Consider the following 14,857-nt stretch of genomic DNA (forward strand, 5'->3'; position numbering starts at 1 on the left):
ATCAGTTCTCACTGTTCAGGACGCGCCACGAGCGACGCCGCGCGGTCGGAATGCTGTTGGCGGCTGTCGCGCCCGAGGCGAGAACGTGGCCAGGCAGGTAGGACATGCCGCCGCTCAGACTGGCCGCGGAATAAAGCGCGCCCGAGCTGGCGGCGCCGCTGACACGTGCACCGGCCAGTGAGTAGCCCGCACTGAAGCTCGTCGCGGCGCCGATGGAGACGCCGAAGGCGGCGCCCCCGGTCGTGCCGTCGAGCGCGATGACCGAGCCGGAGCCGGAGGTCGTGCACGGGTCGCTCGCTGCCGGAATGAGCGTGCTGAAGGACACCGTGTTATTGCTGGAATCGAGGGCCGGCGTGACCACCACGCGCTCCCCGGCGGTCGCATCCAGCGGCAGATACCAGCCGGACCGGGTCGCCGCCACGGCGTTGTTCGTGACGCCGATCGCATTGGCTGAATTGACCGTCATGGATTGCCTGACGAGGTTGCCGCCAGCGACCGTGACCGGCGACGCCACGGCGGTGCCCGGATCGCGTATGCCGTAGAGCGCCTGCGTGGTGGTGTCCGCGGTATCCGCCGTGCTCAGGTAGCGCCCGGTACCGAATATCACCAGAAAGGCGGCGGACGTCGGATCGGCCAGGAGGCGCGGCGATGTCGTGATCGACTGGGCGTTGGCGGTCGCGGGCTTGAACAGCAGGCTCACGCCCTGAGAGGGGGCCGTTGCCGCCAGGGTGGTCGCCGACAGGTCGATGCGCCAGAGGTTTCCGTCGAGGTCGCCGGCGAACGCGACATCGGCAACCTGGTCGCCGTCGTAGTCACCCACCGCGGGCGTGCTGAGGCCATGACTCGACGTGGCCCCGGTACCGGAAGGGGTACGGATCTCCTTGAGCAGCGTGCCGGTCTGGGCGTCGAGAACGAACAGCGAACTGTAGGTGTTGCTTGCGGCCGCGGCGGTGCTGCCGTCCGGGAAGTAGCCGCCGGGTACCAGTACGACCCAGCGCCCGACGGTGCTGTTGCTGTCACCGTTGTTGAAAGCGACGCGTGTGATGACCGGCGTGCCGAAGGTATAGCCGAGGTTCGCGGGGGTTCCGACCGTGGATACGCTGTCGCTGTTGAATTCCCAGAGGATCTTCGACGCTACGGCGGTACTCGTGTTGAGCGTGGCCGCCGACGGATCGGTCACGTCGATGCCATAGACGCCACGTCCACCCAGTCTCAGCGCGCCGACCAGCAGCGTGTGCCATCCCGCGGTGGTCTTGTTCGCGGTGTTGGCGGCGTTGAAGAAGACGTCGCCAGTCACGAGGCTTCCGTCGACGGTGGGAGTGAAGCTGAAGTTGGTCAGACGCGTCTGGGCGGGGAGGCTGGCATAGACGCTGGCCGGGATGTACCCCCAGATTTCGCGACCCGGAATGGCGTTCGCATCGGTGCTGAGCCGGGCATCGAAGGCATGCAGCATGCCGTCATTGGCACCGACATACACGGTCCCCGGGCGCGCCGCCCACTTCGCCAGGAAGGCGGAATAACTGGTGGTCTGGTCCGTCTTGAGCGCCAGCGCCTCCGGCGAATTGGCGGGGAACGCATCGCTGTACGCGCCGTTGGGTGCGCCGACATACGTCGGCTGGGAACCGAACACCGCCCCGAGCAGGGACGTGCGCGAACGGAAGGTGGTGCCCTGGAGCGTCCGGACACCGGACAGCCAGTCGACACGTTTGGCGCCCAGCCCATCGGTCGTGGCCGCGGACCCCGTCCCGTCGGAGGAGTCGAGGATCGCCTTTTGAGCGGCACTCAACGTCGTGTAGGCGAAGGTGATGCCGGTGCCCGTGCCAGGCCCGGTCGCGGTAGCGATGAAGCGCGGGTCCTTGCTGAGATCGCGGGCGTTGAGGACGTCGCCCGCCGACCAGAGCGCGTCGCCGACACTGCCGTTGGCGTTCAGCAGACTCGCGGTGAGCGATCCGCTCCAGTCGGTCGTGTTGTAGCCGGCGGCGTAGGCGACCGCGCCCGTGGTCAGCACGTTGCTGCTGAGGCTGAGCGTGAGTGAGCTGGAGCTGCTGGCGATCACCGAGGACAGGATGGTGGTCAGGCTGCTGACGAGCGACGTGGGATCCGCGGCGCTGAAATAGCCGCCGCGACTGTTCACCGCGGCATGCCAGGTGTCGTCGATATTGCTCGCTCCGCCGCCCGTCGTCGGTATCGGCCACTGTTTGCCGCCCGCGCGCAACGCCGCGTAGTCGCCCGGATAGGCCAGCGTGCCGGAGATGCCCATGGTGACCATGTATTGCGACATGTGCTGCCAGCTTGCGGGGTCGTTGGACGGATTGAAGTACACCTCGCTGTTGCTGCCGGGGTTGGTGGAGCTGACGGTCGACGTGGTGCCGGTGACGCCGGTCGTCAGGTCCGAGTAGTAGGGCGGCACGATGTTCCTGAGGTCCGTCCGCAGATCCGTCGCCCAGTAATAAAAGGCGATATCCGCGAGGGATGGACTGGTCGTCCCCGCCTCGTTCCAGAAGATCCTGGACGTCTTGTCCGATGTCGAATAAGCGACTTTGTCAGGCAGCGTGGTCGAGACGGCGTCGGACCCGGCCGCCGCCGGGCTGTCGCCGTTCCAGTAGCCATCGGTGACCAGCATGTTGAAGTTCTTCCGGCAGGCAAGCTCGCCGGGATTGCTTGTGCTGCCGTTCCAGTACGGGTCCAGCGCCCCGGCCGATGTGGCGAGGCTGCGCTTGTAGAAGTCGCCCGCGACCTGCGTCGCGACGCGGGTCGGGGTTCCGCCGCTGGCCGGCACGCCGTAGATCCAGTTCATGAACTGGCTGCGCCAGCACGGGTCGCTGGTACTGGACGTCAGGCAGCTCGAACCGGTCGAGTTGGCCAGTTCGAGAATCTTGCTGGTCGACACCAGCGGCCCGTACGACTGACCGCTGTACGAGCCGGATGCGTTATAGGTGCTCGAACCCGACTGACTCTGTAGCGTCTGCCACGCGACGCGCACCGAACCATCGGCCATGCTGCCGAACACGCGTCCGATCGCCGCACGGGCGTTGAGGTTGCGCGACCGGTAGTAGCTGTACCAGGTGGCGAAATTCTGCTGGATGGTGGCCGACTCGTTCGCCACCAGGTGGTAGACGCAGGTGCTTTCATCCGTGGGCGATGTGCAGACGTAGTAGAAACCGCCCGTATCGGTCGTCGTGGTCGTCGTCGTGGTCGTTGTGGTGGTGGTTACCGTCGTGACGATGGTGCAGGTAGTGATACTGAGCCGGATCCCGCCCACGCCGATGCTGATCACGGTGTTGCAGGTCCACACGCTGACGCTCGTGGGGCTGTTCACCACCGTTTTGACGCCGGTGAAACCGCTGAACGTGCCGCAGTTTCCGAGGATCAAGGTGGTGCAGGTCGTCGTCGTGACGCTGGTCGAGGTATCGCTCGTCGTCGTGCTGGTCGTCGTCTTCCCACGCACGACCTCCGGAATATCCATCTGCTGGCAGGCGTTGACGGGATTTCCGCGCGGGTTGGTGGTGGTGTAGAACCACGTCGTCAGCTCATTGGCGTTGCGCGCGCAGGGGGCGTTGCCGGCCAGGGTATTCGAGAGAAACCCGGCATAGAAATTCTTCGAAAGGTCGACCACGATCGGGTCGAGGTAACCGCTGTTGTTGGGCGACCAGCACTTTTTCGTCAACGTGTTCGCGCAATAGCCGTCGCGCCAGGCCGCCTTGTACGTCGGCGTGCCCAGAGGAACACCATTGGCATCGGGCGGTACCACATAGGTCACCGTCGGATCGAAGTAAATCGGATTGCCCTTGGCCGAGTAGTAGTACTTCTTGTCGTAGTAACCGTCCATCGCATCGGGGATCGACGTGGCGTTCATGGAGCCGGAATCGTCGAAGGTCACGACGATGTTGGGTGCGACCCTCGAGGTGACGCTGGGCGGCGTCTTGCTCACCGTCACCGTACCCGCGACCACGCACGGCACCCACGCCATCCACAGCAGCGCGACCAGCAGGAGGACGGCCCATGCGGTGGATGGCTTCTCTTTCATCATCGGCTGGGGCCTCAGGTCAGGGTGCATGTGACGAGGTTCGGCGTGACGAAGGTGGTCTCGACGACGCGGATCGTATTGGGACTGCTCCCGGTGGCGCGTGCGGTAATCCGGTACAGGTAGAACTTCGCCGTCGCCGATCCGCTCGATCCGGCCTCTTTGGCGGCGCTGGTTCCGTTACCCGGGGCGAGGTCCTGACCGAGGAATTCGACGACATACCAGGGGTTGCGCGCCATGACGGCGGTCGACAACGCGGCGTCACTGCTCTTCTTCGTGTAATCGATGGTCACGCCGGCGCCCTTGTATTCGGTGGCGCCGTCGACCATCCAGACCGATGACTGCCGGAATGCCGTGACCTTCGCGCTGATCGTGGAAGGGTTGCTGGAGTTGTAGCAGGCGACGGCGGCGTTACCGCTGAAGAGGTTCCATTCGACGCCGCGCAAGGCGTTCTCGGCGGACCACTCCGCCTGTTGCGCGTTGCGCATCGCTCCGGCCATGCGCTCCTGCAACAATGAGCGACTGGATGTGCTGATCGCCACGATGGTCAGGATGAGCAGAAAGATCATCGCCAGGACGAGCACGGCACCGCGCTGCCGGTTCATGGGTTGTAGTTCCGGATCGACACCACGGCGGTGAACTCCCGCCGCAGCATGTGATTGTCGAAACCCTGCTGGCTGGGCATCACCACTCGTTTCGTATCGTCGGGCGACGAGAGTCCGGTAACCGCGCTGTCTCCGTAGTACTGGTACTGGAGGTCGGTCGGGGTCAGCGTATACAGCGGGAGCTGTCCGTCCATCAGGATGTGAACCTCGATACTCTGTACGGACCGCCACATGCAGCCGGGATCGGTCCCGGAAACGGTCACCGTCGACGATGCGCACGCCGTCGAGCTGTCGATCTCCGCCGCGGTGCGATAGCTGGTGTTGCCTGAGCCGTCCATGACGCCGTAGAGGAAATCGAGCCGTTCCACGCCGCGTACCACTTCAGCGCTCACGCCATTGACCCGCTTCATCAGCGCACCGGTCTTGTGCCCGTTGTTGTCGTCGACGACCTGCAGAAAGTACGAAACGGTCTGGAAGTCCCGGTTGAAATCGAAAAGCCTCGGCGTGACGCCGGACGGCCGGGCGGGAGCGCTGTAGTTGGTCGATGGCGTAAACGTCGCGGACGAAAGGGTGGCGGCGAAAACCTGGGCCGAATTGCAGTCGGCGAGCATGAGCAGGTCGCCGGTGGCATAGGCGGATAGCGGCGGCTCGCCTGTCTGCGGGACGACGGTGATACCGGCGACCGAGCTTCCGCTCAGCGTCAGCTTGCTCGTGGTGCCATCGAGCGCCCAGCCTCGTGCGCCGTCCAGGTAACGCAAGGTGATGACGCCGGTGCCAGGCACGCGGTTACCGACGGTCGTGCCCTGCTGAGGAATACCTTTGCCTGCGGGGTCCGCCGGATCTTGCGGCGTACACGCGGAGACGGTGCAGTCGTACCCTCGCAAGGCAAGGAAGGATGGCATGGCGAATGACGCGACAGGCGCCACGGGATACGTGTTGGTGCCGCTCGTCGAGCCCCACGTCGTCGTGTTGTCGCTGATGGCGGCCTGGAAGACGGCGCCCGACACAAGTACCTGAGGCGTTCGCAGGTACCGGTCCAGTGACACGACTCCGTTCGACAAGGGAGCGGACTGACCGCCGACGTTCGAGCAGTACTGCGCGTTCGTCATGCGCAGGTCGGTCGTCAGCGCGGTCATCGCGAAGCGTCCTTCCTCCTGCAGTTTGGCCAGCTGGGTCTGCGTGACCGTGCTGCCGGTGGTCGTGAGAACGACGCTGACGATGCCGCCGGCCACGACGAGACCGAGCACCATGGCGACCATGAGTTCGACGAGGGAGAAACCGTAGGGGCGGTTCATGGCTGGAAATTCCAGACATAGACCCTCGGAGCGGCATCCTGATGTGCGCTGTCGCCGGCGCCGCGCTCCGTCCAGCTGATCCGCATGACGCAGTTACCGGCGTACGGCGGGCGTACCTGGAGCTGCGTCGCATTCGCCGTGGTGCCATTGCTGCAAGCTATCGACGCACTGGCGTTGGGCAGGAACGTCCGGAGCTGCGAACTCCAGATGTACTGGTCGCGCAGCGCGAGTTTGGCCGGCGTGCATGCAAGGTCGGCCGTGCATGCCTGCGATCCGCTGAGCGGATATGCCGCCGAGTTGTAACCGCCGGCCCAGACTCCGAGCGGATTGGCGCGCATGCGGTCGGCCATGCTCATCGCGATGAATTCAGCCTGGGTGCGCTGGTACCCGACCTGATTCGAGCGAAACGAGGCGATGAGGAGACTGGAAAGTCCGAGAAGGCCGACCGTAAAAACCAGGACCGCCATCAAGACCTCAATCAGAGACACACCTCTGACATGTCTTGCCGAAGCCATAGAAAACCTTGAAAAGCAAAAGTGCGATTCAGGTATAGGCCGTGCGCGCGCGCCGCTTTACGTCTATTCGGTGGAGGCTACGCCTTTACGGCAGAACGTCCCGCGGCATCCCTTCACATTGGGCGGTACTCATGCGCTTTTGCTGTCATTTTCACGAATGTGGACATAGCGCGCATGCTTCGTCGTCACGTCAGGGCATGCAACTGTCGGTGCCCGTCAGCTTAGTGGACGCGATGCCGCCGTACGGACTCACGCCGATGCGGGTGCCCGGCAGGCGGGTCGAGTTTTCGCCGAGGCCGCTGCCCGGCCGACCCGCGGGCATCGCGCAGAGGACGAAGGCCACGGGTTGGCCGGCGTTGGTGCGCGACGCGACCGCTTCGAGCTGGCCCTGCTGGCCGAAGGTCACCACGCCCGTATCGACGCCGCGTGCTGACACGAGGGTCAGGGCCGCCGCGGCACGCAGGATCTGCATACCGCTGGCAGGCGTGGCGGAATAGGCATCCGAGGCTTTGCTTGTTGCCACCGGGTGGCTGTAGACGAGCCAGCCCGTGTCCCAGGTGGTCGACGATGCGCAGCTGGTGCCGTCCGCGCTCGGACACAGCGAGACATAGGTGGCGCGCAGCACCGCTTCCGTGCGGGCGTATTGCACGGCAGCCTGCAGCTCGTCGGCCGCGGCGAGCAACCGGTGGCGCTGGATGCTCGTCCGGAACGACGGCACGGCGATCGCCGCGAGGATGGCGGCGACGACGATCGCCACCATCAGTTCGAGCAGGCTGAAGCCACCCATGGAACGCGGTCGCGACGGCATGGACATCACCAGCAATTGCCGTTGCCGGTGGTGCCGGTCTGGCTCCTGACGCCGGTATCGGTGAGCGTCAGCGATCCGCAGACGTCCCTGGCCTGGTTGCCGACGGGCACGGCTGTCGCCGTGTAACCCTGGCCGGCAAGCGCGTTGACGGTACCGACGGTGACGGACGCGGTGTAGTAACCGCTGTCCGAGGTGGCGGTTGTCGTGGATGCGTAACCGATGGTCGCAAGGTCCGCGTAGATGTTGTGCAGGGCGTAGTAGCGCTCTTCGGCATTGCCGATCGCCATCAGCAGCTTCTGTCCGTCGGGGCGCCGGGCACGGAAGCCGTAACGCGCGTACGAAGTGAACGCGAGGGCCGCGAGGATCGCCATCACGACGAGGACGACCATGAGTTCGAGCAGGGTGAAGCCGGCCGCGCGGCGTGGCGTCTTCATATCAGTTCTCGCTGTTCAGGACGCGCCAGGCACGTCGGCGGGCCGTGGGAATGCTGGTACCGAACGTGCTGCCCGCCGAGGTCAGCTGGCCGGCCGCGTAGGCGGTGCCGCCGGCAAGGCTGGCCGCCGTATAGAGCGAGCCCGAACTGGCCGCACCCGTGACGTGCGCGCCGGCGAGGGAGTAGCCGGTCCCGAACGACACCGCGCTGCCGATCGAGACACCGATGGCGGCGGCGCCGGTCGTCCCGTCAAGGGCGATGACCGAGCCGGAGCTCGAGGTCGTGCAGGGGTCGTTGGCGGTCGGGATCAACGTACTGAACGTCACGGTGTTGTTCGACGAGTCCAGTGCGGGCGTCACGACCACGCGTTCACCCGACGGGTTGTTCAGCGGCAGGTACCAGCCCGCATTGGTCGATGCGACGGCTTTGCTGGTGACACCTATCGCCCCGGTCGCGCTGTCCACGGTCATGGTCTGCTGGATCAGCGTGCCCCCGGCGACCGTGGTCGGCGTGGTCACCGCCTTGCCCGGATCGCGGATTCCGTAGAAGGCCTGAGTGGTGGTGTCGGAGGTATCCGCCGTGCTGAGGAAACGACCGGTACCGAAGATCACCATGAAATACGCGGAGGTCGGGTCGGCGAGGAGTCGCGGGGAGGTCGTGATCGATTGCGCATTGGCGGTGTCCGGCTGGAACAGGAGGCTCACACCTTGCGACTGGGTGGTCGAGGCCAGCGAGGCGGCGGACAGGTCGATCCGCCACACGTTGCCATCCAGATCGCCGGCGAAAGCCACGTCGGCCACCTGATCGCCGTCGTAGTCACCGACGGCCGGCGTGGTGAGGCCGTGACTGGCGACCGCGCCGGTGCCGGTCGGCGTACGGATTTCCTTGAGCAGCGTTCCGGTCTGCGCATCGAGCACGAAGAGCGAACTGTAGGTATTGGATGCCGCACTTATCGTGCTGCCGTCGGGGAAGTAACCGCCGGGGACGAGCACCACCCAGCGCCCGACCGAATTGTCGGTGTTGGTGTATGCCACGCGGGCGATGACCGGCGTGCCGAAGGTGTAACCGAGGTTGGCCGGCGTGCCCGCCGTGGAGACGCTGCTGCTGTTGAATTCCCAGAGCACCTTTTTCGCGACCGCGGCGCTGGAACTCAGCGTCGCCGCCGACGGATCGGTGATGTCGATACCGAACACGCCGCGTCCACCCATGCGCAGCGAGCCGACCAGCAACGTATGCCATCCGGCGGACGAGTTGTTCTGCGCGTTATCGCCATTGAAGAAAACGTCGCCGGTGACCGGGCTTCCGTCGACCGTCGGTGTGAAGGCGAATTTATTCAGTCGTGACTGCGCCGGCAGGTTGGCGTAGACGCTGGCCGGTACGTATCCCCAGATCTCCCGTCCGGGCGATGCACCGCTCACCGACGCGAGGCGGGCGTCGAAGGCGTGCAGCATGCCGTCGTTGGCGCCCACGTAAACGGTGGACGGCCGGTTCGCCCAGGTCGCCAGAAAACGGGAGTAGCTGTTGGCGGAACTGTTCTTCAGCGCCACCGCCTCGGGCGAACCGCTGGGGAACGTATCGCTGTAGCCACCCGTGGGCGCGCCGACGAAGGCCGGCTGCGAACCGAACACCGCACCGAGCAGCGACGTACGGGTGCGCAGGGAGGTGCCTTCCAGCGTGCGCACGCCACTGAGCCAGTCGACACGCGATGCGCCCAGGCCATCGGTGGTCGCCGTGGAGCCGCTGCCATCGGACGAGTTGATGGCGGCTTGCTCGGTCGCGCTGAGGTTGGCGTAAGCAAAGGCGACGCCGGTCCCTGTGCCCGGTCCGGTACCCGTGGTGAGGATGCGGGGATCGCTGGCGGCGCGCTCGGTCAGCAAGGTGCCGGCCGACCAGAGCGTGGTGCCGATGGAACCATCGGTGCCCACGGCCTTGGCCAGCAGCGATCCGCTCCAGTCCGTGGTGTCGTAACCCGCGTAGTAGGCGACGGCATTGGTCGTCAGCACATTGGTGCTGAGGCTCAGCGTCAGGGCGGTGGAACTGCTTGCGATCACGGAGGACAGGATCGTGCTGAGACTGTTCACCAGCGATGTGGGATCCGCCGCGCTGAAGTAGCCGCCCCGGCTGTTGAGCGCCGCATGCCAGGTATCGTCGATGTTGGTCGCGCCACCCGACGTATTGGGTGTCGGCCATTTCTTGCCGTTGCTCCCCGTGCGCAGCGCCGCGTAGTCATCCGGGTAGGTGAGGCTGCCGGAGATACCCATCGTCACCATGTACTGCGACATGTGCTGCCACGTGGCGGGATCGTTCGACGGGTTGAAATACACCTCGGGGGTGGCGCCCGGGGACGCGGTATTCACCGTGGCGGCGCTGCCGGTGATGCCTGTCGTCAGGTCGGGGTAGTAAGCCGGAACGTTGTCCTTGAGGTCGCTGCGCAGGTCATTGGCCCAATAGGCAAACGCGATGTCCGCGAGCGAGGGATTGGTCGTGCCGGTCTGATTCCAGAAGATTCTCGACGTACCGTCGCTGATCGAATAGGACGTGCCGTCGGGAAGCGTCAGCGCCTTGTTGTCGTTCGGGCTGACCGTCGACGGATTGTCGCCGTTCCAGTAGCCGTCGGTGACCAGCATGTTGAAGTTCTTGCGGCAGGACAGCTCGCCGGGCGTGCTGGTGCTGCCGTTCCAGTACGGGTCCTGCGACGTCGGCGAGGTCTTCAGTGTACGTTTGAAGAACTCGCCGGCGGCCACCGTCGCGACGCGCGTCGGCGTGCCGCCGCTGGCGGGAGCGCCATACAGCCAGTTCATGAACTGGCTCCGCCAGCAGCTGTCGCTCGTGCTGGTCGCCGTACATCCCGTCGTGGCATTCGCCAGTTCGAGAATCTTGCTCGTGGACGCCAGTGGGCCGTACGAGGGGCCGCTATAGGAACCCGTGGTGTTGTAGCTGCCGCTGGCCGACTGGCTTTGCAGCGTCTGCCAGGCGACGCGTACCGCGCCGTCGCCGATGCTGCCGAAGACGCGGCCCACGGCGGCACGGGCGTTGAGATTGCGCGTGCGATAGAAGCTGTACCAGTTGGCGAAGTTCTGCTGGGTCGCCGCCGATTCGTTGGCGACCAGATGGTACGTACAGGTGCTGTCGCTGGTCGCCGAGGTGCAGACGTAATAGAAACCACCCTGGTCGTATGTGGTGGACGTCTTCGTCGTCGTGGTGGCGACGCTGCAACTGGTCGTCGTCGTCTTGTTGTTGCCTCTTCCCGAGGTCGTTGCCGTGCACGTATAGGTTGAGCTGCTGCCGTCGCTGCCCGTGTATGTGTGGGTGCCGGTGGTTCCGTTGGCGCTGCCGCAACCGGTGTTCGTGCAGGTCGAATTGGCGGTCGACGTCGTCGTCGTCGTGGTCGCGCCACGCACGGACGTCGGGATATCCATCTGGCTGCACGAGCCGTTGTCGTACCAGGTGGTCAATTCGTTGGCGTCCCTGGCGCAGGGCGAGTTGCCCGCCAGCGTATTGGCCAGGAACCCGGCGTAGAAGGCCGTGCTCAGATCGACGACGTTCGGCGCGATATATTTGCCACTCGAGGGCGCCCAGCACTTCTTCGTCAGTGTGTTGGCGCAGTAGCCGTCACGCCACGCCGCCGTGAACGTGGGCGTTCCCAGCGGGGCACCCGTCGCGTCCGGCGGTACGACGTAGGTCACCGTGGGATCGAAATAGATCGGATTGCCCTTCGCCGAGTAGTACACCTTCGTGGCGTAACTCGCGTCCATCGCGTCGGGGATGGAGGTCGAATTCATCGAGCCCGAGTCGTCGAAGGTCACGACGATATTGGGCGCCACCTTCGAGGTGACGCCGGGCGGCGTCGTGCTCAGTGTCACCGTCGTGGCCGCGGCCGGCATGGCGACGAGAAGGCATGCAAGCGCGCTGAGAGCCATGCGCCGGATGAAGGAGGGCAGGGACATGATCGAATCCTTCAGCTCAGCGTGCAGGCGACGAGGTTGGGTGTGACGAAAATACTTTCGACGACACGGATCGTGTTCGGGCTGCCACCGGTGGCACGCGCCGTGATCCGGTACAGGTAAAACCTGGCGGTCGCGGTTCCGCTGGAGCCCGCTTCCTTCGCCGCACTGGTGGCGTTGTTGGGCGAGAGGTCCTGACCGAGGTATTCGACGATGTACCAGGGATTCCGGGCCATGACAGCCGTCGACAACGCCGCGTCGGATGACGCGGTCGTGTAATCGATGCTGACGCCCGCTCCCTTGTATTCGGTCGCGCCGTCGGTAAGCCAGATCGAGGACTGGCGGAAGGCCGAGACCTTCGGACTGATCGTCGCGGGGTTGCTGGAGTTGTAGCAGGCGATCCCGCCTGCGCCACTGAACAGGTTCCATTCGACACCGCGTAAAGCGTTTTCCGCGGACCACTCGGCCTGTTGCGCGTTGCGCAGCGCGCCCGCCATGCGCTCCTGAAGGAGCGAGCGTCCGGACGTGCTGATGGCGACGATCGTCAGCAACAGGAGGAAGATCATGGCCAGGACCAGTACCGCACCGCGTTGCCGCTTCATGGGTTGTAGTTCCTGACCGCGACGAGCGCCGAGAATTCACGTCGAAGCATGTGATTGTCGAAACCCTGCTGGCTGGGCATCACGGCGCGGGCGCTGTTGTCCGGCGCCGCGAGTCCGGTGACCGCACTGTCGCCGTAGTACTGGTACTGGAGGTCGGTGGAGGAGAGCCCGTACTGGGCGACCTGGCCGTCCATCAGTATGTGCACCTCGATGTCCTGGACCGAACGCCACAGGCAGCCGGGATCCGTGCCGGTGAGCGTGACCGTCGACGACGCGCACGACGTGGCGCTGTCGATCTGGGCGGCCGTCTGATAGCTGGTGTTTCCCGAGGCGTCCATGACGCCATACAGGAAATCGAGACGTTCGACGCCGCGCACGACCTCCGCGCTGACACCGTTCACCCGCTTCATCAGCGCGCCCGTCGTATGCCCGTTATTGTCGTCGACAACCTGCAGGTAGTAGCTGACCGTGACGAAGTCACGGTTGAAATCGAAGAGCCTGGGCATCACGCCCGAGGGCTGTGTCACGGATGCGTAGTTACTGGCAGCTGGTGTGAAAGTCGCGCCGGAGGCCGTTACCGCGAAGATCTGAGACGCGTTGCAATCGGACAGCATGGCCAGATCGCCCGCCGTGTAATCGGACAGCGGCGGCTCGCCGGTCTGCGGCGCGATGGTGAAACTGGTGACGGTCCTGCCGCTGAGGTTCATCGTGCTGTGGTTGCCGTCGAGCGCCCACCCGCGTGAGCCGTCGAGGTAGCGCAGCGTAATTACGCTGCTTCCCAGCACCCGCTTGCCGACCTCCGTGCCCTGAGCGGGGAGAGGCGAGGTGTCGCCCGAGGTCGACGGGTCTCCCGGCGTACACGTGCTCACCGTGCAGTCGTAGCCGCGCAGGGAAAGGAACGGAGGCATTGCGAAGGCGGCGGTCGGCGAGGCGGGGTAGGTATTGCTGCCGCTGGTCGACGCCCACGTGGTCGTGTCGTCATGCAGTGCGGATTGCAGGGTGGCGCCGGACACCAGCACCTGAGGTGCCCGGAGGTAGCGGTCGAGGGACATCACGCCGTTCGACAGGGTGGATGACTGCCCGCCCATGTTGTTGCAGTACTGGGCGTTGGTCATGCGCAGGTCCGTCGTCAGGGCGGTCATCGCGAAACGACCTTCTTCCTGCAGTTTCGCGAGCTGGGTCTGCACCAGGCTGCTCTGCGACGTAACGAGGAAGACATTGACGATACCGACCGCGACCAGCAGCCCGAGCGCGAGCGCGACCATCAGTTCGATAAGGGAGAGCCCTCGCGACGTGTGCGCGCGCAGGGGCGAGATCGCGGTCATGGCTGAAAATTCCACACGTAAGTCCGTGTACCGGCGTCCTGATGGGAGCTGTCGCCGGCCGCGCGCTCAGTCCAGTTGATACGCATCACACAGTTGCCCGCATAGGGTGGGCGGACCAGCAGCTGCGTGGCATTCGCCGTCGCGCCGTTCGTACACGCGATGGATGCCGTGGCGTTGGGAAGGAAGGTGGTGAGCTGCGTGCTCCACATCGACTGGTCGCGCAGCGCGATTTTAGCCGGCGGACATGCGCTGGCCTTATTGCATGTCTGTGTGACCGAGAGGGGATAGGACGCGGAGTTGTAGCTTCCGGACCAGACGCCAAGCGGATTCGCACGCATGCGATCGGCCATGCTCATCGCGAGAAATTCGGCCTGAGTGCGCTGGTAACCGACCTGATTAGACCGGAACGATGTGATCAGAAGGCTCGATAGTCCGATGAGTCCGACACTGAAAACCAGCACCGCCATCAGCACCTCGATCAAAGACACGCCCCTGACATGTCCTGGCGAAGCCATACTTCCCCTTGCATTTAAATCGAAATAAATCGGGGAAATGCTAGCTTCGCAATGATGGAGTGGCAACGAGGTGTGACCTTTTGCCGCCACTGCATACGCGTAGTCCGCATTCCGTGATGGTGCGATGCGCGCAATCTAGTGAATGAGACCATGCATGAAACAGCTAAAAACACGGTGCGAATATGCAAATGCTATAGCGCGTTTTTTTGCGTCCGCGAGATGATTCGATATTCGCGAGATTTCCGTCACCGCGTGTTCGATCCGTCGCGCTCTCACGAAAAATCTCATCAGCATCGTGAAATGCCACGACAGGTTGCGATTTCCTGCCGGAAGGGCGGCTTCCTGCGGCAACGACCTGGATTTCACCGCGGCTGCACCGGTGCGGGCAAAAGATCGAACCCGGACAACACCTCGGCCTTGGTGCCGAAGGAGGGGCTCGTGCGTATATTCCTGTGGATGGGCATCGCCGCGGTCGTGCCGGTCGTGGGCTGGGCACAGTCGTCATTCACCGAGGCCCGCGAGCACCGCGCGACGGACGATGTCGCCATCGGCGCCTGCGGCGATGCCGTGAATCGCGAGGTGCGGTCGCGCAACGCCATGGCCAGTCAGGTCGAGGTCGACGAGGCGCACGCATCGCCCGCTACGGAAAGCAGGACCGACATCGCAGGCGGAGGGCATCTTCGCGACGGATCGGGCGGCACGCGTAAGTTTACGTTTCGCTGCTCATACGATATTCGTGCGGGCAATACCTCGAACGTATCGGTGTGGCTCTGACCCGCGGGACATTCTTC

General features: G+C 64.7%; 11 protein-coding genes. 1 reads left to right on the forward strand and 10 read right to left on the reverse strand.

What is annotated here, in order from left to right:
* Position 1: 1 nt before the first annotated feature.
* From BLT40_RS05100 to pilV (BLT40_RS05145), 10 genes are all read right to left on the reverse strand, one after another.
* Entirely contained in the window at positions 2-4,057 is a 4,056-nt protein-coding gene (locus BLT40_RS05100) for a pilus assembly protein (RefSeq protein WP_090351919.1), read from the reverse strand.
* Positions 4,042-4,629, reverse strand: coding sequence for a pilus assembly PilX family protein (locus BLT40_RS05105; RefSeq protein ID WP_043694056.1), 588 nt, complete (start codon positions 4,627-4,629; stop codon positions 4,042-4,044). The genes BLT40_RS05100 and BLT40_RS05105 overlap by 16 nt, the downstream gene beginning before the upstream one ends.
* Positions 4,626-5,924, reverse strand: coding sequence for a PilW family protein (locus BLT40_RS05110; RefSeq protein ID WP_090351921.1), 1,299 nt, complete (start codon positions 5,922-5,924; stop codon positions 4,626-4,628). The genes BLT40_RS05105 and BLT40_RS05110 overlap by 4 nt, the downstream gene beginning before the upstream one ends.
* Positions 5,921-6,439 (reverse strand): type IV pilus modification protein PilV, encoded by a 519-nt coding sequence (pilV, locus tag BLT40_RS05115; protein ID WP_090351924.1) that lies wholly within the window; start codon positions 6,437-6,439, stop codon positions 5,921-5,923. The genes BLT40_RS05110 and pilV (BLT40_RS05115) overlap by 4 nt, the downstream gene beginning before the upstream one ends.
* 190 nt (positions 6,440-6,629) lie before the next feature.
* Entirely contained in the window at positions 6,630-7,247 is a 618-nt protein-coding gene (locus BLT40_RS05120) for a GspH/FimT family pseudopilin (RefSeq protein WP_176809102.1), read from the reverse strand.
* Positions 7,248-7,252: 5 nt separating this feature from the next.
* Entirely contained in the window at positions 7,253-7,681 is a 429-nt protein-coding gene (locus BLT40_RS05125; protein ID WP_090351927.1) for a type IV pilin protein, read from the reverse strand.
* A gap of 1 nt (position 7,682) precedes the next feature.
* Positions 7,683-11,627, reverse strand: coding sequence for a pilus assembly protein (locus BLT40_RS05130; RefSeq protein WP_090351929.1), 3,945 nt, complete (start codon positions 11,625-11,627; stop codon positions 7,683-7,685).
* An 11-nt stretch (positions 11,628-11,638) separates the two neighbouring features.
* The gene (locus BLT40_RS05135) at positions 11,639-12,226 is read right to left on the reverse strand and encodes a pilus assembly PilX family protein (RefSeq protein ID WP_079519847.1); all 588 of its coding nucleotides are present in this window, start codon (positions 12,224-12,226) and stop codon (positions 11,639-11,641) included.
* Positions 12,223-13,551 (reverse strand): PilW family protein, encoded by a 1,329-nt coding sequence (locus BLT40_RS05140; RefSeq protein ID WP_079519845.1) that lies wholly within the window; start codon positions 13,549-13,551, stop codon positions 12,223-12,225. Before BLT40_RS05140 ends, BLT40_RS05135 begins: the two co-directional genes overlap by 4 nt.
* Positions 13,548-14,039: a type IV pilus modification protein PilV gene (pilV, locus tag BLT40_RS05145; RefSeq protein ID WP_176167666.1), complete on the reverse strand. Its 492-nt coding sequence runs from the start codon at positions 14,037-14,039 to the stop codon at positions 13,548-13,550. Before pilV (BLT40_RS05145) ends, BLT40_RS05140 begins: the two co-directional genes overlap by 4 nt.
* A gap of 465 nt (positions 14,040-14,504) precedes the next feature.
* Here pilV (BLT40_RS05145) and BLT40_RS05150 point away from each other — a divergent pair, with 465 nt between their 5' ends.
* Entirely contained in the window at positions 14,505-14,840 is a 336-nt protein-coding gene (locus BLT40_RS05150) for a hypothetical protein (RefSeq protein ID WP_139382602.1), read from the forward strand.
* Positions 14,841-14,857 lie beyond the last annotated feature (17 nt).

Source organism: Dyella sp. 333MFSha, assembly GCF_900102405.1.
Taxonomy (GTDB): Bacteria; Pseudomonadota; Gammaproteobacteria; order Xanthomonadales; family Rhodanobacteraceae; genus Luteibacter; species Luteibacter mycovicinus.